General features: G+C 34.7%; 23 protein-coding genes and 3 pseudogenes. 9 read left to right on the plus strand and 17 right to left on the minus strand.

What is annotated here, in order from left to right; all coding sequences use genetic code 11:
* Positions 1-57: 57 nt before the first annotated feature.
* A pseudogene (locus tag H280_RS24970) lies at positions 58-405 on the plus strand (hypothetical protein); the annotation flags it as partial.
* A gap of 594 nt (positions 406-999) precedes the next feature.
* On the opposite strand, the gene H280_RS0109635 reads toward H280_RS24970, so the two are convergent.
* The 4 genes from H280_RS0109635 to H280_RS0109650 all read right to left on the minus strand — a co-directional run bounded on the left by H280_RS0109635 (position 1000) and on the right by H280_RS0109650 (position 5023).
* Entirely contained in the window at positions 1000-1566 is a 567-nt protein-coding gene (locus H280_RS0109635) for a DinB family protein (RefSeq protein WP_020060910.1), read from the minus strand.
* Between the two features lie 151 nt (positions 1567-1717).
* Positions 1718-3640: an LTA synthase family protein gene (locus H280_RS0109640; RefSeq protein ID WP_020060911.1), complete on the minus strand. Its 1923-nt coding sequence runs from the start codon at positions 3638-3640 to the stop codon at positions 1718-1720.
* Between the two features lie 257 nt (positions 3641-3897).
* A complete protein-coding gene (locus tag H280_RS0109645; RefSeq protein WP_155894993.1) occupies positions 3898-4386 on the minus strand; it encodes a hypothetical protein in 489 nt (162 codons plus the stop codon).
* 160 nt (positions 4387-4546) lie between these two features.
* Positions 4547-5023: a glutathione peroxidase gene (locus H280_RS0109650; protein ID WP_020060913.1), complete on the minus strand. Its 477-nt coding sequence runs from the start codon at positions 5021-5023 to the stop codon at positions 4547-4549.
* A gap of 212 nt (positions 5024-5235) precedes the next feature.
* On the opposite strand from H280_RS0109650, the gene H280_RS0109655 reads away from it, so the two are divergent.
* Complete coding sequence (locus H280_RS0109655) at positions 5236-5457, plus strand: DUF3925 family protein (protein ID WP_196060679.1); 222 nt, start codon at positions 5236-5238, stop codon at positions 5455-5457.
* Positions 5458-5546: 89 nt separating this feature from the next.
* The gene (locus H280_RS0109660) at positions 5547-6518 is read left to right on the plus strand and encodes an MBL fold metallo-hydrolase (RefSeq protein ID WP_020060915.1); all 972 of its coding nucleotides are present in this window, start codon (positions 5547-5549) and stop codon (positions 6516-6518) included.
* Between the two features lie 76 nt (positions 6519-6594).
* On the opposite strand, the pseudogene H280_RS26425 reads toward H280_RS0109660, so the two are convergent.
* Positions 6595-6842, minus strand: a pseudogene (locus tag H280_RS26425) (DUF3600 domain-containing protein).
* 9 nt (positions 6843-6851) lie between these two features.
* Positions 6852-7097, minus strand: a pseudogene (locus tag H280_RS26430) (sigma factor); the annotation flags it as partial.
* Between the two features lie 184 nt (positions 7098-7281).
* Here H280_RS26430 and H280_RS0109675 point away from each other — a divergent pair.
* Positions 7282-8265, plus strand: coding sequence for a quinone oxidoreductase family protein (locus H280_RS0109675; protein WP_020060918.1), 984 nt, complete (start codon positions 7282-7284; stop codon positions 8263-8265).
* Between the two features lie 27 nt (positions 8266-8292).
* The gene (locus H280_RS0109680) at positions 8293-8913 is read left to right on the plus strand and encodes a zinc dependent phospholipase C family protein (RefSeq protein WP_020060919.1); all 621 of its coding nucleotides are present in this window, start codon (positions 8293-8295) and stop codon (positions 8911-8913) included.
* A gap of 220 nt (positions 8914-9133) precedes the next feature.
* Here the strand turns inward: H280_RS0109680 and H280_RS0109685 are convergent, their stop codons facing one another.
* The 4 genes from H280_RS0109685 to H280_RS0109700 form a co-directional block, all read right to left on the minus strand.
* Positions 9134-10303: a DEAD/DEAH box helicase gene (locus H280_RS0109685; protein WP_020060920.1), complete on the minus strand. Its 1170-nt coding sequence runs from the start codon at positions 10301-10303 to the stop codon at positions 9134-9136.
* 19 nt (positions 10304-10322) lie between these two features.
* Positions 10323-10850, minus strand: a complete 528-nt coding sequence (locus H280_RS0109690) for a hypothetical protein (RefSeq protein ID WP_020060921.1) — start codon at positions 10848-10850, stop codon at positions 10323-10325.
* Between the two features lie 90 nt (positions 10851-10940).
* Entirely contained in the window at positions 10941-12629 is a 1689-nt protein-coding gene (locus tag H280_RS0109695) for a formate--tetrahydrofolate ligase (RefSeq protein ID WP_020060922.1), read from the minus strand.
* A gap of 129 nt (positions 12630-12758) precedes the next feature.
* The gene (locus tag H280_RS0109700) at positions 12759-13439 is read right to left on the minus strand and encodes a class I SAM-dependent methyltransferase (protein ID WP_020060923.1); all 681 of its coding nucleotides are present in this window, start codon (positions 13437-13439) and stop codon (positions 12759-12761) included.
* A gap of 210 nt (positions 13440-13649) precedes the next feature.
* Here H280_RS0109700 and H280_RS0109705 point away from each other — a divergent pair, with 210 nt between their 5' ends.
* Positions 13650-13988, plus strand: coding sequence for a hypothetical protein (locus H280_RS0109705; protein WP_020060924.1), 339 nt, complete (start codon positions 13650-13652; stop codon positions 13986-13988).
* 552 nt (positions 13989-14540) lie between these two features.
* Here H280_RS0109705 and H280_RS0109710 read toward each other — a convergent pair.
* From H280_RS0109710 to ytfJ, 4 genes are all read right to left on the minus strand, one after another.
* Complete coding sequence (locus H280_RS0109710) at positions 14541-14750, minus strand: hypothetical protein (protein WP_020060925.1); 210 nt, start codon at positions 14748-14750, stop codon at positions 14541-14543.
* A 70-nt stretch (positions 14751-14820) separates the two neighbouring features.
* Entirely contained in the window at positions 14821-15141 is a 321-nt protein-coding gene (locus H280_RS0109715; protein ID WP_028411181.1) for a hypothetical protein, read from the minus strand.
* 35 nt (positions 15142-15176) lie between these two features.
* Complete coding sequence (locus H280_RS0109720; RefSeq protein ID WP_020060927.1) at positions 15177-15965, minus strand: hypothetical protein; 789 nt, start codon at positions 15963-15965, stop codon at positions 15177-15179.
* A 161-nt stretch (positions 15966-16126) separates the two neighbouring features.
* Positions 16127-16552 (minus strand): GerW family sporulation protein, encoded by a 426-nt coding sequence (gene ytfJ, locus H280_RS0109725; protein WP_020060928.1) that lies wholly within the window; start codon positions 16550-16552, stop codon positions 16127-16129.
* Between the two features lie 130 nt (positions 16553-16682).
* On the opposite strand from ytfJ, the gene H280_RS0109730 reads away from it, so the two are divergent.
* Positions 16683-17468, plus strand: coding sequence for a GNAT family N-acetyltransferase (locus tag H280_RS0109730; RefSeq protein WP_020060929.1), 786 nt, complete (start codon positions 16683-16685; stop codon positions 17466-17468).
* A 65-nt stretch (positions 17469-17533) separates the two neighbouring features.
* On the opposite strand, the gene H280_RS0109735 is transcribed toward H280_RS0109730, so the two are convergent.
* From H280_RS0109735 to H280_RS0109745, 3 genes are read right to left on the minus strand one after another with little or no spacing between them, the layout of a single operon-like run.
* Positions 17534-17674 carry a hypothetical protein gene (locus tag H280_RS0109735; RefSeq protein ID WP_020060930.1) on the minus strand — a complete coding sequence of 47 codons (141 nt, stop codon included), beginning with the start codon at positions 17672-17674 and terminating at the stop codon, positions 17534-17536.
* Positions 17661-18104: a GNAT family N-acetyltransferase gene (locus tag H280_RS0109740; protein WP_020060931.1), complete on the minus strand. Its 444-nt coding sequence runs from the start codon at positions 18102-18104 to the stop codon at positions 17661-17663. The genes H280_RS0109735 and H280_RS0109740 overlap by 14 nt, the downstream gene beginning before the upstream one ends.
* A gap of 21 nt (positions 18105-18125) precedes the next feature.
* On the minus strand, positions 18126-18611 hold the full coding sequence (locus H280_RS0109745) for a GNAT family N-acetyltransferase (protein ID WP_020060932.1): 486 nt from the start codon (positions 18609-18611) through the stop codon (positions 18126-18128).
* A gap of 317 nt (positions 18612-18928) precedes the next feature.
* On the opposite strand from H280_RS0109745, the gene H280_RS0109750 reads away from it, so the two are divergent.
* Both H280_RS0109750 and H280_RS0109755 read left to right on the plus strand, forming a co-directional pair.
* Positions 18929-19831, plus strand: coding sequence for an ABC transporter permease subunit (locus tag H280_RS0109750; protein ID WP_020060933.1), 903 nt, complete (start codon positions 18929-18931; stop codon positions 19829-19831).
* Positions 19828-20874 carry an ABC transporter permease gene (locus tag H280_RS0109755; RefSeq protein WP_020060934.1) on the plus strand — a complete coding sequence of 349 codons (1047 nt, stop codon included), beginning with the start codon at positions 19828-19830 and terminating at the stop codon, positions 20872-20874. Before H280_RS0109750 ends, H280_RS0109755 begins: the two co-directional genes overlap by 4 nt.
* Positions 20875-20888: the final 14 nt, after the last annotated feature.

Consider the following 20888-nt stretch of genomic DNA (forward strand, 5'->3'; position numbering starts at 1 on the left):
GCCCATATTATATGTTGTACCAAGTAGCATGAAGGAGGAAAAAAAATGTTTTATAACCCACAACACCCTTATCCGCAGCACTCCTATAATCCACCGCACCCTGAACAACAACTATACTACCCGTACCATTATGATCCACGTTTCCCTCAAGCCGGCCCTACAACGCCAACAGAACCAACTCAGCAACAAATCCAACAATACGCTTCACAATTTCAACACTTAAAACAACCCGTATTAAACCTCGTAAAACCTTGGGTAGAATACGGTGTAAAAGAAGCAAAGCATACATCCGTACCACACGCAATGACGGAAATTGCGGCAATCACATACTTAATTGGAAAAGGTTTTAATCCAACAGTTGCTCATTATATTGTTGAATCTTGGGAGAAAAATGAGCAGTTTTAAATCTATTCATTTTGTAGCACATACAAACTATAAAAGTGCTAAAGGACCTTGATATAAAAGGATTTTGGCACTTTTTTCTTTCTATAATCTATTTTATCACAAAAATATTTTTGTATTATTCGTGGTCAAAGAAAAAAGCCTTTATATCAAGTTTTACACAATGTTTATCCAACAAAAATTTTTATCCTGTTTTTATTTTGTAACCTTCTATACTATATATTTCAATGTTTTAAATATTAAAAATCAAAACTGATAAACTCCCCACGGTATATGTGTATATGTATATGTTATGTTTCACACATTTTTATGTATCATTTCCAATTATATTTACATTGACCATACATTTATGTGTACATAAAAAATAGGAGTTGCTTTTTATCGCCTCTCCTACAAAATGACTGTTAAAGTAACTTAAGTATATGACATAAGATGAATTGGTACAAATAGTCAAAAACTCATTTTTCCATGAGTAAAATTAAATTTTTAAAAATAGTCACCTTATCAAAAAAATTATCCCCACACAAAGTGGAGAAAAGTGCATCCCAATTGCTAGACACAGTCTAACAATTGGAGGTGTATTTCAATTAGAATCAACTATTTTATTATAGAATCACTCATTACATCCCCATAATACTTTTCAATAAGTTTAAAATGATGTTCTTCATGTATCGCTAAAAGTTGAATACCTTGAATTAAGTTAGGATAGTTAGCTAACGGATCCAAAAATATAATATGTCCAGCGATATCCTCTTCGATATCCGCAACTAATTCTCTCAATCTATCCGTCTCATTTAATAGCAATTTCATTAACTCTTCTTTATTCAAAGCATGAATCACTTTTTTTGGCGGCACTAAAATAAATGGAGCTTTCATTCCTTTTCCATGCTTTTCTTTATATTCTGCATATATATCATGAATTTGATTATGAAATGGTTTCTTTCTTCTCATTTTTGCATACGGAATTAAAACAAAAGAAAGTTTTGTCGCGACTTTGAGCATTTTTGTAATTAAATATAAATGATATAAATGCTCTCCACTCGACCATTTCCCTTCTTTTTGCTGCCAAAGTTGTTCACTTGAAATACCTTGTACTTTTTGAAAGAAACAATGCCGTTGCTGTTGTAAAGTTTGAAAATGGCGTGATATACTTTCAGATTTCATCTCATACTCCCTTCATTTTAACTCTACATCCTATACATAATTTAAAATCATTTTTTAGCTCAATCTCATCTCTTCGAATTTTTTCGATCACATATAATATTAATGGATAATAACAAAAACCCCGAGGCCTTCCCAGGCATCGGGATTTTCGTTATTTTTTTTCTTCTTCTTTAATAGCTGTTTTAATCGTACCTGATTTTACTTTATTTCCATCAAAGAAGCGTAACAAGTCACCTTGAATAATACTATCGGACATTTTCAATTCTGTTTGCGCTCGATCAATAAGTGATTTTGCCTCTTGTTCTGGTAATTGAGCGACTTGACCATTTTGACGATTGTAGAATGTGTTGTTGTAATAAATATATTTGTCTGTAATAAAGCTTCCATCACGTTCTACAACGAATGGTTTGCGTTCTGGTGAAAATAAATCATGACCAAATTCAATATCATTAGAAGTATCAACTCCTAATAAGTGAAGAATTGTTGGTTTTACGTCCACTTCACCAGCAGGAGCAGTCATTGTTTTCCCCTCTGTTTGACCTGGAACGTGAATAAATAATGGTGTACGTTGCAGTTGCATGTGATCATATGGAGTAATTTCATTTTTCCCTAAGTATTGTGCCATCGCACGATTATGGTTATCTGAAATACCATAGTGATCACCGTAAAATACAATAACTGAGTTGTCATATATTCCCGTTTCTTTTAAGCGTTCAATAAAATGTTTTAAAGCTTCATCTTCGTAACGTGCTGTAACAAAATAGTTATCTAATGTTTCATCACCTGAATTAAATGGTTCAATCATTTTAATGCTGTTATCATACGTAAACGGGAAATGATTCGTTAACGTAAGAAAACGAGTATAAAACGGCTGTTGTATCTTTTGTAATTTATCCACAGATTGATCAAAAAATTCTTTATCCTTTAATCCCCATCCTATTTTATTCTCTGGAGTGACTTTATAATCTAATTCATTATAGAATCGATCATACCCTAAAGACGGATACATCATATTACGATTCCAGAACGTAGCATTATTCGCATGGAAAACAGCTGTATAATAGCCTTGCTGATGTAAAATTTCCGGAGTTGCTTTATACTCGTTCCCAGCATTCGTAAAGAATACTGAACCACGGTCTAACGGATATAAAGAATTATCAATCATAAACTCTGCATCAGATGTTTTACCTTGTCCTGTCTGATGATAAAAGTTTTCGAAATAATAACTTTCTTTTTTAAATTGATTTAAGAACGGTGTAACTTCTTGTCCATTTACTTTAGAATCAATTAAAAAAGACTGCGTTGACTCTAAAGAGACCACAATGACATTCTTTCCTTTTGCCATTCCAAACATATTTGGATCAGGTTTTACATCCACCGTCTTCATATAATTTTCGGCTTCTTGAATTTTACTTCCATCCGCAAATACTTTTTGTGAGCTTGTCTTTACTTGCAAGCCAAGATCGTATACTTGATGGACATATAATCCAAGGTTTTTCACAAGCATCACGCGATCAAATGAACGAGTTAATAATTCAGGTCTTTCTTTTTCCGCAAAACTAAGGTTTACCATAAAAATTGCAATACAGATTAAAAAGTACAGTGACTTCATAGAACCAGAAACACGTTCTGTTTTTGCAAAGTTCGGCTTCTTTTTCGCAATGTAAAGTAAAACGATAATATCTATAAACATTGCTATAAATTTAATGTTTAACAATGCTTTGACACTAGATCCTAATCCATCCATATTTGACGTTTGCATTAAAACTGGAAGTGTAACAAAATCATTATAAAAACCATAAAACATCACATTACCAATTAAGATAATGGTCATAATAAGGTTAATAACGATAGCTATATAATTCCGTTTTTGACCCTTTGCAAATAATGAAAGTCCAACTAACACTAAAGAAGACGCTAATGGACTAATAAAAAGGATCCATTCCTGCATAGCAGATTCTATCTTTAAGTCAAAACTAGTTCGCGTAACAATATATGTTTTTAACCAAATCAAAATAGCGACTAATAACGAAAAACGCATATTTTGAAATTGTTTTTTTAACGCTTCTTTCATTTCTCTCTCCCTCTCTGACTGAACAGTGGTAGTCTAATACCTTTTCATTATATTTATGGCTTTTTTCTCACCGACACATTGTATCGAATACATTTGTATTCCGTGTGAACTTTTTCTTTTTTTATGTAAAATGAATACATAAAAAAGAAGCTCTTCTATACGAGCTTCTTTTCCACTATATTCCCTTTATATTCCACCGACAAGAAAGTCAATACAATCATCCATACCGAGGACCACCTTGCTTATTGCCCTATATGTTAATTTTTCTTTGCTTCTATTTTTTCTTTTACTTTTTCAGCTTTATCTAAAGATTCCCCAATCTTTTTTTGTTTTTCTTCTACTTCATCAACGCTATCTACCGCTTTAATTGCTTTATCAATTCCTTGTTCTTCTATTTTCTTTCTCTTTTCTTCTCTCGTTATTTCTTTTTGCTCTATATCTTTTGCCTTTTGCAACATATCTTCAGCATTGGACTTTACAGCCTTTTCAAGTGTCGTATCTTTTTTTGTATTTATCACTTGATTCGAATCTTCCATCGCTTGTTTATAATCTCCAGCTTTTAATGCGGTCGCACCATGCTCCATCCATTTTGCAACTTTCATATATGTTTTTGTTTCATCAGTAGATTTTTCTTGGTCGGCTTTTTCAAACCACATAATCGCATCACTATACTTCGCATCTTTCAATGCTTTCATACCAACTTCAACGTGCGCATCATAATTACTAACACTACAGCCAGCTAACATAATCCATAAACATCCTATTGTAAAAATAAGTTTTTTCAAGCTATTTCCCCCCTACAACCTTATACTACTATATTTTCCCGAACGCACCTATCATCAAATAAAAACTATTCCATGAATGGTCCCACACAAAAAGAAGCTCTTCAAAATGAGCATCTTCTTTCTATAATACCTTTTCAATTTCCTTTTCTAACTGCTCTGGTTTCGTCTGCGGTGCAAAGCGATTCACTACTTTACCATCACGCCCTACTAAAAATTTTGTGAAATTCCACTTTACTGCTTTCATTCCTAATAATCCTGGTGCTTGCTCTGTTACATAGTGAAATAATGGATGTGTGTTATCGCCTTTTACATCAACTTTCATAAACAGGGGGAACGTTACACCATAATTTAACTCGCAAAATTCCGTAATTTCCTCTTCTGTTCCAGGTTCTTGACCTCCAAATTGATTGCATGGAAATCCTAGTATTTCAAAGCCTCGTTCTTCATATTTTTCATACAAAGCTTGCAATCCTTTATATTGCGGCGTAAAACCACATTTACTAGCAACATTCACAATTAATACTACTTTTCCCTCATATTCACGTAACGACTTTTTTTCTCCTTTTATTGTTTTTGCAAAAAAGTCATAAATTGTCATATTATATCAGCTCCTTAAGTTCATACACTCCTATATATGTATCATAAAATGTATGGTGTACATTGTCTAATGAGAACGCTATATTTTCGTTCGAAAAATCGTCACAATTTACTAGACATTTTACTTGGAAAGTTTTACAATGAAAGTGTGAACAAAATGTGACAGTTTATCTTCTAAATTGTGACATTTCAATTCCATTATAAAAAATAAGGATGGTGTTGATAATGAAAACTGCACAACGTGAAAAGCTTTCTAATCGCGAATTTTATTTCGTATTATACATGATGATGTTATTTGTTTTAGGATGGTTTATGGATGTTAACGGTATTTTCTTAAGCAAATACTTTACACTAGCAGGAATGATTACTCTTCCAGCAATCGGTGGCCTTGTCGGCTACTTTATTATGTCGCTTAGCAAACAACAAAAGAACTAAACGTATTACATAAAGGCAGAAAACGATGTTTCGTTTTCTGCCTTTTCTTTTATAATAAAAGAATAATAGGATAACAAGGAGTGATAAACTTGAAAAAAGTAGAAAAACTTTCTTCACAGCTATACCTTATCGATGATCATGACTTACAACATGAACAACGTACAGGTACATATGTTTTACTTGGTGATGAAATTACGATAATTGAAACGTGCGCCTCACCATCTGTTCCTTATCTATTAGATGGATTACAACAATTGAATATCCAACTGATCGATATAAAAAATATTATTGTTACACATGTTCATTTGGACCACGCTGGTGCTGCTGGCTTAATGATGGAAAAATGCCCAAATGCAACGCTGTTCGTTCATTCTAGGGGCGCTCGTCACATGATTGATCCAACAAAACTCATTCAAGGTGCAAAAGCTGTTTATGGTGATTCATTTGATAAACTATTTCATCCCATTTTGCCTATTCCAGAAGAACGTGTTCACATTGTACAAGATGGTGAAACATTGCAAATTGCCAATAACCGGACGCTGACATTCTACGATTCACCCGGTCATGCAAAGCACCATATTAGCATTCATGATTCTTTAACAAACGGTATATTTACAGGTGATACAATCGGTATTTACTATCGTCAATTAGCCGAACTAGGTGTTGAACTTTATTTGCCTACAACATCGCCTACACAATTCCAACCCAATGCGATGCTAGCTTCAAAAGATCGTATTCAAAATATGAATGTCGATTTTATTTATTTCGGTCATTACGGTGCTTCTTCTCATATTTCTGAAATTTGCAATCAGCTAGAACATTGGCTCCCAATATTTGTTGAAGCAGGAGAGCAAGTGTTTGAACAAGAACAAAACTTTGAAAAGGCAAGCCAAGAACTGTCCAATTTATTACTAAAAAAAGTTTCATTACATCTTACAAATCAAGGTGTCCCATCGTCACATTCTATTTATGACTTGCTAAAACTCGATTTAGAAATCGGGGCTATGGGAATTATTGATTATTTGATAAAACGAGAACAAACAAAAACAACTTCAAATTAGGAAGTATCTTGTCGCTATAGCAAAAAAGAGTCCATTTTTCTTGTCCTGGACTCTTTTTTGCTGTTTATTCGATATATTACTTATGTACTTTCTCGCTGACATAATTCATAAAATGATCTGCTTCTTGAAATTCTGCTTTATATTCTTCAGGAACCATATCTACCGTTATAGGTTCACTTGATTTCATTTTGGCTTGTATTTTTCATATGTCATTGAAGCATGTATATATTGCTTAAATTCTTCAGGAGTTAACACTTCTTTGCTTGATTTCTCTCCGTTTAACTTATCGAAATACGGTTGAATTACCATTGAAGCCTTCATCATTTCCTCTTGTTGTCTCACAACAAGCCCGATTAACCATGGCCGAAAAGATCGCTCCCAATCAAATTGACTAAGCGATTGATATAATTGCATATAGATTTCCTGAACGACATCATCGACATCCGACTTCTCTTCTATTAAAAAATGAGCGGTCTTATACACAGCTTCAATTGTTTTATCGTATAGCTCACTGTATGCTTCCTGACTACCTAATAACGTCTGCTCAATAAGATAACTATATTCGCCTTCTTTCTCCATCCTTACTCCCCTCCCTTCTTATGTCGTACACTATATATTGGCAAGAACTAAAAATCCCGTTCGATTTTTTCGAAAAATTTTTTTCATAACATTTTCTTATAAATCTCCATAACCATTATATAATTTTCCGAATTTTGATTGTATTTTAAAATACATTATAGAATGCACTATAGGAGGACAGATCATGAAAGCAATTGTTGTAACTGCCTTTGGAGGCCCTGAAATGATGAAATATACAGACGTAGCTATGCCGTCTATTAACGCCAATCAAGTTTTGATTCGTGTTGTCGCAACAAGCGTGAACTTTGCTGATATTAAGTCTCGATATGGCAAAAAAGGATCCGAAAATCTACCTTTTATACCTGGTATAGATGCTACTGGAATCGTAGAACAGGTCGGTTCTAACGTAACGAATATTAAGGTGGGACAGCGCGTTATTGCTTTTCCAGTTAACGGATCGTATGCCGAATATGTTGTAGCAAATAAAGAACTTACTTTTGTATTACCAGATGAAATTGATTTTGAAACTGCTGCAGCTTGTCCGATTGTTTCCTTTACAAGTTATACGCTTCTTGCAAATGTTGCAAGATTGCAACAAGGCGAAACAGTTCTTATCCATGCCGCTGCAGGAGGAATTGGTACAACAGCTATTCAACTCGCTAAAATTTTAGGTGCCGGAAAAGTCATCGGAACAGTTGGAACCGAAGAAAAAAAGAAAATCGCTTTAGAAGCCGGAGCAGATCATGTTATTTGTAATAAGGGAGAAGATTTTGTACATAAAGTAAATGAGATTACAAATGGAGAAGGTGCAGACGTTATTTTAGACTCTATTTCCGGTACCATATCAGAACAAAGCTTGCAATGTCTCGCTTTTTACGGACGCCTTGTCCATTTTGGAAATGCAAGCGGTGCTATCGGAACATTTCAAACAAAAGATTTACATGCAAGCTGCCGATCTGTTCTTGGTTTTAGTTTTGGAACAACTCGAAAAAAACGCCCTTATCTACTTGGGCATACTGCAGAGCAAATATTTCCTCTTTTAAGCAATGGTCGTTTACAAATTAAAATCGGAAAACGTTTTTCACTTCAAGATGCAAGGAAAGCACATGAATGGATTGAAGGTAGACAAAGTACAGGGAAAATTTTATTACTTGTTCAGCCAACATAATACGGTTTTCAAGCGGAGGTACTACTCATGGGATCTAGAATTATGCATGTTATTATAGCGGATTTAGTTGCAAAAAAATTAGAGATTCAAGACAAAACCTCTTTCCTGCTTGGGGGAATTGCTGCAGATGCAGTCCATTCAAGTGCGGAAAAAGAAATATCCCACTTTTATACAGGCACAGTAAAAAACTATACAAGGAAAATTGATTATGATGCATTTCTTAATAAATATAAAGCATATAAAGATTTTCCTTTCATATTAGGATATTACACTCACCTCATTGCTGATAATTTATGGCTGCAAGGATTCTATCTCTCCTGGCTCAAAAATCGAATAGAACATAATCCTAATATCCTTTCTTTGTATCATCACGACTTTAAGCTTTTAAACGGAAAGTTGCTTCAATATTATGATTGTAATAAGAGCTTATTTCATACTTTAAATATGAATGCGAATTTGGTATGTATAGATGAAGTAACAGGGGAAAACATTGATTCTTTTAAATCATCAGTCTTTGAAGATTTACTGTACCCTCAACAAGATTTATATGAACCCCTACAAGTATTTACACTGGATCAAATTATTGGCTATATAGAAACTTCTCTTCATAAAAGTGTGTTCCATTTAGAACAACTGCGTATTACCTAATAAAATGATAAAAAAGCCGCGGCTACATATTATTCGTAGCCACAGCTTTTCAATTTACCCCGCTATTTGTGGGCAGTAAGACTCCCATCTAAAAATTCAGTAAAAGCATTGTCCAGTTCTAGTACCTAGAATGTTCGGCGGGATACCAACTGCTCGTAAAAGCCCAATTGGTGGGGCTGATAATCAGTGGGAGATGACCCCCACTGATTAAAGTTTCACTTTATCTAGGCTTTTTCTTCCCATTAAACGCTGGTTTCTTCTTCTTTGGCGCTTTCGGCTTCGAATCAACAAACGATCCTTTAAACATTTCTTGCTTATTGAACTGAATGCCTAGCTTCTTCGCAAATTGAAGTAACTTTTTCTCTTCTTGCGGTGTTACAAGGGAAACAACTGTCCCCTCTTTCCCCATACGACCTGTACGTCCTGAACGATGAATATATTGATCCAGCGTATCTGGCAATTCTAAATGAATAACGTGTGTTAAGTCATCAATATCTAATCCACGCGCTGCGATGTCTGTTGCTAATAAAATTTCTACTTTACCTTGACGGAATGCACGCATCGTTGCTTCACGTTCTTGTTTGCTTGCTTCCGCATGAAGAGCCGCTGCTTTCATCTTACGGAATTTCAATTTCTCAGCAATTTCATCTAAACGGAACGGATCGTTTAAGAAGGCAACTGCTTTCACATCACCAGTATACATAATTTTACGAACAAAATCATTTTTTTCTCGGCGTTCACAAACGATATACGTATGTTCAACAAGACTCTTCGTGTCTGTGCGTTTCACACGAATAAATTGCGGCTGAACTGCAAAATCACGCGCTACTTCTTCTGCATCTTTTGTCATTGTTGCCGAGAAAAATACGACTTGACGATCACGCATTGTCGATTTAATTACATCGGAAACGACATCGATCATCTTTTGTTTTACAATTTGATCAAACTCATCAAATACAATTGTTTTCACTTCATGCATTTTCAATTTCTTCATACGGATTAGTTCTAAAATACGTCCAGGCGACCCAACGATTACTCGCGGATGTTTCTTTAACTTCTCTACTTGACGCTTAATATCTGCACCGCCAATTAAAGATGCACCTGAAATCTCAGTACTTGCAGTAAACTTTTGTACTTCTTCATGAATTTGCATCACAAGTTCACGTGTTGGCGCTAAAATAACCACTTGAGGTTGTTTCACTTCAGGGTTAATTTTATGTAAAAGTGGTAATAAATACGCTAATGTTTTACCTGTTCCTGTTGGAGATTCAGCAATAACGTCTTGTCCTTCTAGAATTGGTGGAATAGCTTGCTTTTGAATTTCAGTAAATTCTTTAAAACCAGCCTTCTCCCAAGCTTGTTGCAAAAATGGTTGCATCTCTTTTATCATTTCTTTTTCTCCTTTATCTCTATTTTTGAAGAAATTGTTGTATTATTCGCATCGTTTCTATCATATGAGGAATAACTGCTACTAAGTCATCAACATGATCTTCTGTAATCGCTTTTTGAAATAAGATGTTTACTTTATTATGATATGAAATCGCTTGCTTATTATATTCGTATGAAATTTGCTGCGTAATCATTCGTTCTTTTCCCCATATGGATTGTAGCAACGCTTCGATTTCTTGGCAATCTTTTTCTGGATGCCGTATAGGAAATTCAAAGAGAAGTTTCATTTCACAACCAGGAACAAAATTGGGTACCGCTAATATCTCACCTGATAAATTCTTTGCATTAACTGATAATAAAAACGTCGCTTCCACTAATGGCTCTATATATTCTGTAAGCTGAAACGAAATGGTATATGTACGACTAAGTGATGCTAGATCCATTATATCCTTGCGATTCGTTACAATGATATCAGCATGTAAATCAAAATCATATACAGCTCCTTCAACGACAACTTTTAAATTTTCAAAAGCAGTTGGATCAAACATATATTCCTCCAAAAAACAAGCGCCTTTCCATCGAAAGGCGCCGAATGATGTACGTATAGTTTACCGATAAAAGAGAAGAAATACAACCTTTTAGAATAAACCTACTGCTTTTCCATCTTCATTTACATCCATTTGCAGAGCAGCTGGTTTCTTTGGAAGGCCTGGCATTGTTAACATTGTTCCTGTTAATGCGACGATAAAGCCAGCACCAATAGATGGTTTAAATTCTCGAATTGTCACAATAAAGTCAGATGGACGTCCTAGTTTTGTTGGATCATCAGAAAGAGAATACTGCGTTTTTGCCATACAAATTGGTAAGTTACCCCAACCTTCTGCAGCAAATTGCGTTAATTGCTTACGAGCTTTTGGCGCAAATTCAATATCTTTTGCACCATATACTTTTTGAGCAATGGTACGAATTTTCTCTTCTAATGGAAGCTCTAAATCATATAAAGGCGCGTATGTATTCTCACCTTTTTCAATTACTTTTAATACTTTTTCCGCTAGGTCAACACCGCCTTGACCGCCTTTTTCCCATACTTCCGTTAAAGATACTTCGTAACCCCGCTCACTGCACCACTCTTGTAAGTATGCCACTTCTTTATCAGTATCTGTAATGAATTTGTTAATTGCAATAACAAATGGAACACCGAATTCTTGAATGGTTTCAACATGTTTTTGTAAGTTTTCCATACCTTTTGCTAGTGCATCAACATTCTCTTCTTTTAATCCATCTTTCGCTACGCCGCCATGCATTTTAAGGGCACGAATTGTTGCAACAATAACAACTGCTTCTGGTTTAATGCCTGCTGCACGTGCTTTAATGTCTAAGAATTTCTCAGCACCTAAATCTGCACCAAAACCAGATTCTGTAATCACATAATCACCAAGTTTTGCTGCCATTGTCGTTGCAATTACACTGTTACAACCGTGTGCAATATTAGCAAATGGGCCGCCATGAATGATTGCTGGTGTATTTTCTAACGTTTGTACTAAATTTGGCTTTAACGCATCTTTCAATAATAGTGTTAATGCACCTTCTACACCTAAATCTTTTACTGTTACAGGTTCATTGTCCATGTTATAAGCAACAACAATGCGAGCTAAACGTCCTTTTAAATCCTGTACATCTGTCGCTAAACAGAATACAGCCATAATTTCAGATGCAACTGTAATATCAAAGCCGTCTTCACGCGGCACACCCTGTACTGGTCCACCAAGACCGATTACAACATTACGAAGTGCACGATCGTTTAAATCTACACAACGTTTCCATACGATTTTCCGCGTATCAATGCGCAAATCATTTCCTTGTTGAATGTGGTTGTCAATAAATGCTGCAAGTGCATTATTTGCTGTTGTAATCGCATGAATATCACCTGTAAAGTGAAGGTTAATATCTTCCATTGGTACAACTTGCGAGTAACCTCCACCTGCTGCACCGCCTTTTAATCCCATAGTTGGTCCAAGAGATGGTTCACGAAGCGCAATCACTGCCTTTTTACCGATTTTATTAAAGGCTTGTCCTAAACCAACTGTTACCGTTGATTTTCCTTCCCCTGCTGGAGTAGGGTTGATTGCTGTAACTAGTACAACTTTTCCATCTTCTTCGTCTTGTAAGCGCTTAAAAATATCAAGAGATAACTTCCCTTTATAATGACCGTACGGCTCTAATTCTTCTTCTAAAATGTTTAATTCTGCTGCAATCTCTTGAATTTTCTTCATACTTGCTTCTTGCGCAATTTCAATGTCAGATTTTACTGTAGTTGTTGCTGTCATATTCCCTAATCCCCCTTTAATTGTTTCTAAAAATATTGTATCAGTTTTTTATATTTTCCGCACTTATAATCCATATTAAAGTAAAACTTCCATAAATGCAGATTTACTACCCGTTTTTAGCAAGAGAAGTTACTTCTTTTGAAACATAAATACCCACATAAACGTTAAAGATTGCTGCAATTCAAGAGGAAGTTGCCCAATCATCTTTTCATTTACTCCTCGTTTATATACTCCCATTCCATCTACCAAATATAACCCTTGCTCCTGTGCAAGTTTTTGAAATTCCCATGGCATCATTGTGTTACAAATGACATTTTTTCCATATAAACGTGGATAGCTATTCTCACGCGGCTTTGCAGTTGGTCCTAAAATAGCAATACAGGCATAACCTTCTTTTCTTAACACTCGTTTTATTTCTTGCAATGCTTGAAGAGGTGCTTCGGTCCATTCTAATGAATTTACCGCTAAAATAGATGCAAACTCCTCGTCTTGAAAGGGCAGTGAAGTAAGATCGCCCACAATAAACGATAAATGAGAATGTTCACCTCGCTTTTTCCCTTTTTCAATCATTTGCTCCGATAAGTCGACACCACAAGCTTTATAACCAGCTTTACTTAGTTTGTATGTACCATATCCATCCCCGCATCCTACATCAAGAACTGTTTCTCCACTTCGAATATATTTTTGGAAAAACGGAATAATTGTACTACGGCTACCATTATCCCACATTTCGTGACTATTTTGATTCCAAAAATCCGCATTATCATCCCATTTCTGCTGCGCTGCTTCATGCCAATTAAACTTCGTCATTCTTCTCCCACCTTCCCATTTTACATCTACGTAAAAGTCATTCTACACCATTTTACATTTTTCCTGTTTATTCTTAAGAAGAGATGGATAATATAGCAACAGGTCATTATTTCTCCAGTTTTTTCTTTGATTGCATATAAATAATACGCATGTTTTCTTATTTAATAAAAAATACTAAGCATACCCTAATTCGAAAGAGAGGGACATTCCTTGCCGAAAAAACGAACACATCATCTAAAAAGCGGAGAAAAACAAGAAGAATATGCGGTTGAAATTACCCCTCAGCGACTTCCAATTAGACGTCGTCGTAAAGAAATTCATAAAGAAGCAGAGCGGACAGACATCGGTGTAATTGTTGGATACGTTGCATTATTTCTCTCTTTATTTTCAATTGCTTTCTATCCCATTACACTTGGATCGCTTTCCATTTTAACTGGACTTCTTGCTGTTCATTACGAAGCGAAGACACTCGGATATACAGCTATAGGCTTTGGGGGATTTTCTTTACTGTTTAGTTTATTATATCCACTCTTTTTATCAGCACTTTAAAAACACTATTTATACAAACTATGACACAAAAATTTACACATCAAAAAAAGGAGTGAATCTACCACTCCTTTTTCTCGTATACAGATTAATCCTTCCAATTTATTGTTAATCTGGTAGTTTGGCCATATCTAAATATATTTATGTACATATTATATATTAAAAAAGGAGTGTTATAATCATTGGGAAAATGAAAAAGTAGCTATCTTCGTCGAAATTGATGGAAAGAAAACAAAGGTTGAACGACCAGTAGTTGAGAAAACGAAAATTGTTGTTGTAATTAACAACCAATTTACCAATGCACCAAATACTACACAAATCGCAAGCGGCGCTGGTCGAAGCAGTGCGGCAGGAAATAATGCAGCTCTAGATTCATCAAACACAGAGCAACAACTTTCCGACAGCGGACTTAAACTTTTTATCTCTTAAATGCTTATACACTCTTTCCAACTAACGAAAAAACTTTGCCTATTTCCTTTCAAGTATAAGAAAGATATGCTTTCTCTTATGTAAGGAATGCAATAAATATTGCATCCCTTATGTGCCTGCTGTTTATTAACGAAATAACATGACATAACCGCAGCTACTACAATGATAGGCAGTAATCTCTTGAAACACTGGATAGTTCTCCTCATTTCGCTGTTCAATGAATACTTTTTCAAAGCGATACATATTCGGTGCATATGCCCAGTCTTGTTTTGTACGAGCATATAAGGTAGATGAAAAAAAGTCTTCTCCCCCGCAAATCATGCAAATCTTATTCAACTTAATTCCCCCCTTAAGCTTGTCTTATCCTAACTATATGAATGAGAGTACAAAAAAAAGACCTTCTAGATTAGAAAGTCTTTTCAGAGGAAAAGAGAAACATGCCCAATACTCCAATAGCGCTGCACCTCTTCTTTTTCTCTGTTTCTGTTTGAAACGTCTGCTCTACCTTTATAAAAAACACACCATTTCGAACATCCTTACTAACAAACTCCAATTTCTCTTCTTTTTGATCCTTTTTCTGCGTACATTTGAAATCCACTTCATTACACGCTATTGAATATTTGTCTTCTAAATGCTTTTGAAAGTCCACTTCTTTCGGACAAGTTAATAGCAAAATTGCAACAAGTATAATACTACTAATCCCTATTATTATAAAATTCTTCTCCATCTTGTCTCCTTCCCAAAAAAGAAAGAAAACTTGACTTATATCGTCAAGTTCTCCATTATCCACTGCCACTCTTGTTCTTTCTTCTCAAAGATAAGCCATCCTGTTTTAGAAGCTTCACTTTTCAAATCTTCTAACCCATCTAAAACTTCATCCGTACTTTCATAAGAACCGATAACATAAACAGGAATCTCTAAACCGCGTCTTGATTCTACTTTTCCTGCTAAGTCTAAGTATAAGCCATCTTCCATAAATGGCAGAAGTTCAAGAATAACCTCTTTTGAAATTGCTGGATAAATTTTCGATTTTTGAAAGAATGCAAATCGTTTTTTTCCAAATGAGCCAAGTTTATAAGGAATTACCTTACTAAGCATGCCTACAAAATCCTGCATTCTTCGGTAGTATACTTTATTATACCAGCCATCATCGTGAGAAAGATAAACAAATCTATTTTTCAGAAGCGGGAAAAAAGGCTTCCCAAGTGGTTCTTTTTTGTGTGCCAAATAAAGCAATTCTGCAATTTCTTTTGGCTCCAATTCATCCAAGTCATTTACATCATCAAAATCAATCCAGCAAAATTCCTCAAACTCCTCGACATTTGCTGAAATTAATTTATGCATATTCTCTTCTTCTACATATTCAAATAAAGTATGATAATGAAAATCCGTCCATTCAAAATTATGCTTTAAAAGCAGCATTTGATGAAGCGGTGAAGGAATATTACTTGCAAACTCCTCAAACGTAATTCCAGACGTGATAAAACAATGATTGCGACGATTACCATTAATATAAATCATATTCTTGATTTGGTCAGATCCTCCAGACAAAGCACCTAGCCACCTTCGTTTTATATGTTTCAATACTATAGGATATTTTATCACGAAAATTTTTAGAAATATAGAAAAAACTTCAAAAACTATTTACATTTTTATGAGTTTTATTACATCTCCATTACAAGAAAAAATGCCTGTTTAAAAACAGGCATTTTTTATACGATTTCATCTGGATTTTGGGGATGATGTAAATGATCTTGCTTTTTATTATTTTGAAACATCGACTGAATTTTATCAATGGTTTGCGGTGCAAGTTCAATTACTTTCTCTGCTAGATGCGTTGCATTTTGTAAATGAAGAATATTTACACCATCTTTATTTACAACAAGAAAAGCAACCGGTGTAATAGAAACTCCACCAGCACTACCACCACCAAATGCAGGATTACCTTGTATCTTTTGTACATCATTTGTGGAAAAATCTGATCCACCTGCTCCAAAACCAAACGCTACCTTTGAAACAGTTAATACAATGCCACCATCAGCTGTTTGGACAGGCTCACCGACAATTGTATTTACATCAACCATTTCCTTCAAATTCTCCATCGCTGCTTTCATCAGCCCTTGAATTGGATGATCCACCGTTCATAACCTCCTTTTTCATATCTTTCCTAGTTTTTCCTAAACATTGTGAACTAAACATAAATTTTTTGTTGATTTTTAAAATAATGTGTACTAATATTTAGAAAATACAAAAAAAGAGGAGCGAAACATGATTCGCAAACTAACAGAACTAGATCATGAACAAGTAATTTCTTTCTTGAAGAAAGAAGCTGCATATAACTTATTCATAATCGGTGATATTGAGGCATTTGGATATGATCAAGATTTTCAAGAACTATGGGGACAATTTACGATAGATAATCAATTACACGCCGTCTTATTACGTTTCCATGATTCCTTTATCGCTTATGCTAGGGATTTATTCCAGCCTGAGGCTTTCATTCGTCAATTTATTAGCTATGATGATATTAAACTCTCAGGAAAATCAGAGGTTGTGGAACAGTTTGAAAATATCACGAACTTAAAGCTTGGTAAAAAACAGCAGACATACTTTTGTGAATGTACGACTAAGAAGCAATTAAGCAATGAACCAATCAAAGAGGACATCAAAGTAGCAACTACCTTGGACGTAGATCGTATTATGCATTTACGAAAGCAAATTACTGAATTCTCGTTAGCAGACAATAGCGGGAAACTTCTTCGCCAAGCAATTGAAACAAACACAGGTCGGACATATTACATAGAGAAAAACGGAGAAATCACCGCATGTGCATCCACATCTGCTGAAAACTCGTTATCTGCTATGGTTGTTGGCGTATGTACGCATCCAAATCACCGCGGCAAAGGATATGCTTCGCAAATTGTAAGTAAAATGATTCAAGATTTTATCGCCGAAGGAAGAACGCTTTGTTTATTTTACAACAACCCTGCTGCTGGACGAATTTATAAACGTTTAGGTTTTGAGGATATTGGAATTTGGACGATGTATCGTTAAAATGGAATTGCCATCAGCATAGGATATCTGCGTTCCCCACTGATGGCAGTTTCATTATATTCATGTTAAATCCTATCTAAATCTACATTCTGAAAATGCTCAACAATTGGAAACAGCTCATAATAGTGATGTAACCTCTTCTTCCATTCTTCATACTCACTCGATTTTCGAAATCCTTCTTTTCTTCCCAACTTATTTATCTTCAAGTTTCAAACTCATAACAACTTGTCTTTCAACAAACCCCATTTCTTTATACAACTCTTTCGCAAAATTCCCTGCAAATACGTTCAAACGAATTTCTGAGTAACCTAGCTTATCGAGTTCATCAACTGCAGCTCTCATAAGCTGTCGTGAAAAACCTTGTCCACGATAAGGAGGGAATACATACAATTCATAAATAAAACCCAGTTCTTCTCCAGAAAAATAGTCCTTATTGCTTCCAATTAATACCCACCCTTTTAAAATATTATCTTGTTTCATAACAAGATAATATGCGCCTTTTTCTAAAAGAGGCATCGTAATTTCTAGTACTTTCTCTTGACTAAACTTACTCGTTTTCATTGTCCCTTCATATAAAGACTCAGCCGCATGAGTTAAAATTATTTCCGCATCACTTTCAGTTGCTCTTTGGATCATAAGAACATCTTCCTCCCTCTACTAAACATGTAATACCATTCTTAATGTTTTCAGCATATACCCATCAAAGTCATCTTCAAACGCATCTACTACTGCAAATCCTTTTGCATTATAAAATGCTTTTCCGGTTTTATTCTCTGATTCTACGTTAATATAAATCTTCTTAACACCTTCCAACATTGTAATCCCTTTACGTAATAACGCTGTTCCCATACCACTCCCCTGATATGTGGGCAATAAGTATATCGCTCCTAACTCAGCTTCATTTTGATACTTGATTGGTGAAAAATTGGCAAACCCCACAACTTCCCCATCTACTTCACCTACAAAGAAATGCGAATGTTGTAATCGCTGCTTCATCATGTCATCAGAATAAGCATGCCCTAAAAATTTCTCTTGTACTGCTTCCGGAATAATGTCTTTATATGTATCGTTCCAAGAAGTCTTGGCCACATATTGTACAGATGGAATATCCTCTTCTTTCATTTCACGAATCACAAAATCCATAGATGCTCCTCCTACTTCTTTTTATTTATCTTGCGAATCATTCATACGCAGTGCAAATGGCTTATTTCTTCCCATTCCTCACGGATCATTCCTATCCGAATTGAGTCATAATACTCTCCATTTAAATTACTCGCCATACAAGTCACTGACCTGACATACATTTTCTTTTTCCCTTTGTTTGAAACCTTGCACACGAACTAGATAAACATTATATTTTTTACTAGTCCCATTTATTATAATATTTTTTCAGAAAAATCAAAACAAACAGCTAATTATTTTGTATAATATTGTAAAAATGTATTTTTAGGAGGAGTTTTATGCTAGGGAAGCTATGGAAATCTTTTATACACCTACTAATCGTTTTCGGTACGTTACTTATTCTATTAAACACCCCAACTCTATTTATAAGCGAAAGCGGAAACATTTCATTTCAACCAAGTCAATTCATACATGCCGTTATTAATATGGGAAAACAAATTTTTTCTTTACACTCGATTACTTTGCAAATCCCTACACCTACGGGTAATTTTAAGACCGTTCACTTGTTTCCCACTGTATTAGAGCCATACATTTATTCATTTACAATTTTACTTGCTGCCCTAATACTTTCTATAATTATTGCAGTAAGTATTTCCTATTTTTATTTTTTATCGTCAAAACGGATTAAAAATATAATCGAGCGTATTGTTTTTGTATTGGAGGCCATCCCTGATGTAATGATTATGATCTGTATACAAATGTTTTTTATGTGGTATTTTCGTCAAACAGGTGAATTACCGGTACATATTATGACATTCAACGAAAACAAAGCTTACATTCTCCCTATTCTTTGTTTGTCGGTACTTCCTACAATTCAAATGTTTCGAATGATGATATTGTACATAGAGGAAGAGCGTATAAAACCGTATGTAGAAGTTGCCTATGGGAAAGGCCTCTCATCGAGTTATATCATTCGTAAACATTTATTTAAGAATATTTTCATTCACCTATTCCATCATTCAAAAATGATTTTTGTCTTTTTGCTTTCCAATTTATTTGTACTAGAATGTGTATTTCACATGTCAGGTATTATTCAATTCCTTATTCTCACAAATCATTTTTCAGCATCTATTACATGTATTGTACTTTTAATGATTGTTATACCTTTTTATCTTTTGTTTCAGATTTGTTCTTATTTTATGAAAAGATGGCAAACACAAATGAATGGAGAGATTATATGAAGGCTATTTGGAAATCAAAACGTTTTGTTTTCGGATTAACATATATAGTTGTTTTAGTCATCGCTAGTTTTATTTACGGCTTTTACTTCAAAGAAGATACGTTAAAGCCTATGAGACTGTTATACAATGAGAATGGAGACTTAATTGCCGCTTCACCATTTTCACCAACACAAATGCCACCGCTTGGTTCAGATCGTTTCGGCGAATCAATTTTCTATCAAATTTTAGATGGGGCAAAGTTCACAATTTTATTTGCGATTGGAATCAGTTTATTTCGTGTTTTACTAGGTACAATGCTTGGCGTTTTATTAAGTTTATATGCAACGAGACTAAAATCTTTTGTAAAAACATGTACAGAAGTATTTTATTATTTACCAACCGTTTTCGTAGCATATATATTAATGCAGCCCATGAACAAAATGATTTTTTCAAATTTGGATACGAAACTTGACGTGAACTTCCCCCTTTTGTCTTATCAAGCTGTCATCCTTATCCTTGTTGTTTTACCTACTATAACTACCTATGTGTCTTCTGAAGTTGATGAATTTATGAAACAAGAATATATTTTGAGTTCACAACTGATGGGAGCAAGCCGCATACACATCGTTCGGAAACATTTACGCGTTTTACTTAAAGATCGCCTCTTCGTATTGTTTATGCAGCATATTATTCAGACCCTTCTTTTAGTTACCCACCTTGCACTGGTGAGCCAATTTATCGGAGGAGTGCAAAAGAAAAGCGCAGATTTTGGAGAAGATAAATTCATTTCACTATCTAACGACTGGGCAGGTCTTGTAGGCCTGAACTATTTTGAACTAAACGTATCTATGTGGATTGTGTTTAGCACACTTGCAGCTCTTTTTCTAACTATCCTCATATTGAAACTAATGACAACAGGAATTCAAGATGCTTTAGCAAAACAAAAATATTCTATTAAAAAAATTGAAAGATATAAAGAAACATCTCAATACAAAAAGAATAAGCAGTCCTTTACCTTCGCTAACAATTCCGAACATTCTTATCGTTCTCCTGCAAATATGTAGAAAGAAGAGCTTAC

Origin of the sequence: Bacillus sp. 123MFChir2 (assembly GCF_000383235.1) — a bacterium.
In the GTDB taxonomy this organism is placed as follows: domain Bacteria; phylum Bacillota; class Bacilli; order Bacillales; family Bacillaceae_G; genus Bacillus_A.

Bases quoted from the DNA above. Each gene is read 5' to 3' on its own strand.
- H280_RS0109745 (WP_020060932.1), bottom strand. From the start codon at position 18,611: ATGGATTTTGTGATTCGTGAAATGAAAGAAGAGGATATTCCATCTGTA.
- H280_RS0109700 (WP_020060923.1), bottom strand. From the start codon at position 13,439: ATGACGAAGTTTAATTGGCATGAAGCAGCGCAGCAGAAATGGGATGAT.
- H280_RS0109655 (WP_196060679.1), top strand. From the start codon at position 5,236: ATGGTGTTGATAATGAAAACTGCACAACGTGAAAAGCTTTCTAATCGC.
- H280_RS0109640 (WP_020060911.1), bottom strand. From the start codon at position 3,640: ATGAAAGAAGCGTTAAAAAAACAATTTCAAAATATGCGTTTTTCGTTA.
- H280_RS0109750 (WP_020060933.1), top strand. From the start codon at position 18,929: ATGCTAGGGAAGCTATGGAAATCTTTTATACACCTACTAATCGTTTTC.
- H280_RS0109685 (WP_020060920.1), bottom strand. From the start codon at position 10,303: ATGATAAAAGAGATGCAACCATTTTTGCAACAAGCTTGGGAGAAGGCT.
- H280_RS0109740 (WP_020060931.1), bottom strand. From the start codon at position 18,104: ATGATCCAAAGAGCAACTGAAAGTGATGCGGAAATAATTTTAACTCAT.
- H280_RS0109730 (WP_020060929.1), top strand. From the start codon at position 16,683: ATGATTCGCAAACTAACAGAACTAGATCATGAACAAGTAATTTCTTTC.
- H280_RS0109690 (WP_020060921.1), bottom strand. From the start codon at position 10,850: ATGTTTGATCCAACTGCTTTTGAAAATTTAAAAGTTGTCGTTGAAGGA.
- H280_RS0109675 (WP_020060918.1), top strand. From the start codon at position 7,282: ATGAAAGCAATTGTTGTAACTGCCTTTGGAGGCCCTGAAATGATGAAA.
- H280_RS0109650 (WP_020060913.1), bottom strand. From the start codon at position 5,023: ATGACAATTTATGACTTTTTTGCAAAAACAATAAAAGGAGAAAAAAAG.
- H280_RS0109715 (WP_028411181.1), bottom strand. From the start codon at position 15,141: ATGGAGAAGAATTTTATAATAATAGGGATTAGTAGTATTATACTTGTT.
- H280_RS0109755 (WP_020060934.1), top strand. From the start codon at position 19,828: ATGAAGGCTATTTGGAAATCAAAACGTTTTGTTTTCGGATTAACATAT.
- H280_RS0109695 (WP_020060922.1), bottom strand. From the start codon at position 12,629: ATGACAGCAACAACTACAGTAAAATCTGACATTGAAATTGCGCAAGAA.
- H280_RS0109635 (WP_020060910.1), bottom strand. From the start codon at position 1,566: ATGAAATCTGAAAGTATATCACGCCATTTTCAAACTTTACAACAGCAA.
- H280_RS0109680 (WP_020060919.1), top strand. From the start codon at position 8,293: ATGGGATCTAGAATTATGCATGTTATTATAGCGGATTTAGTTGCAAAA.
- H280_RS0109645 (WP_155894993.1), bottom strand. From the start codon at position 4,386: ATGTTAGCTGGCTGTAGTGTTAGTAATTATGATGCGCACGTTGAAGTT.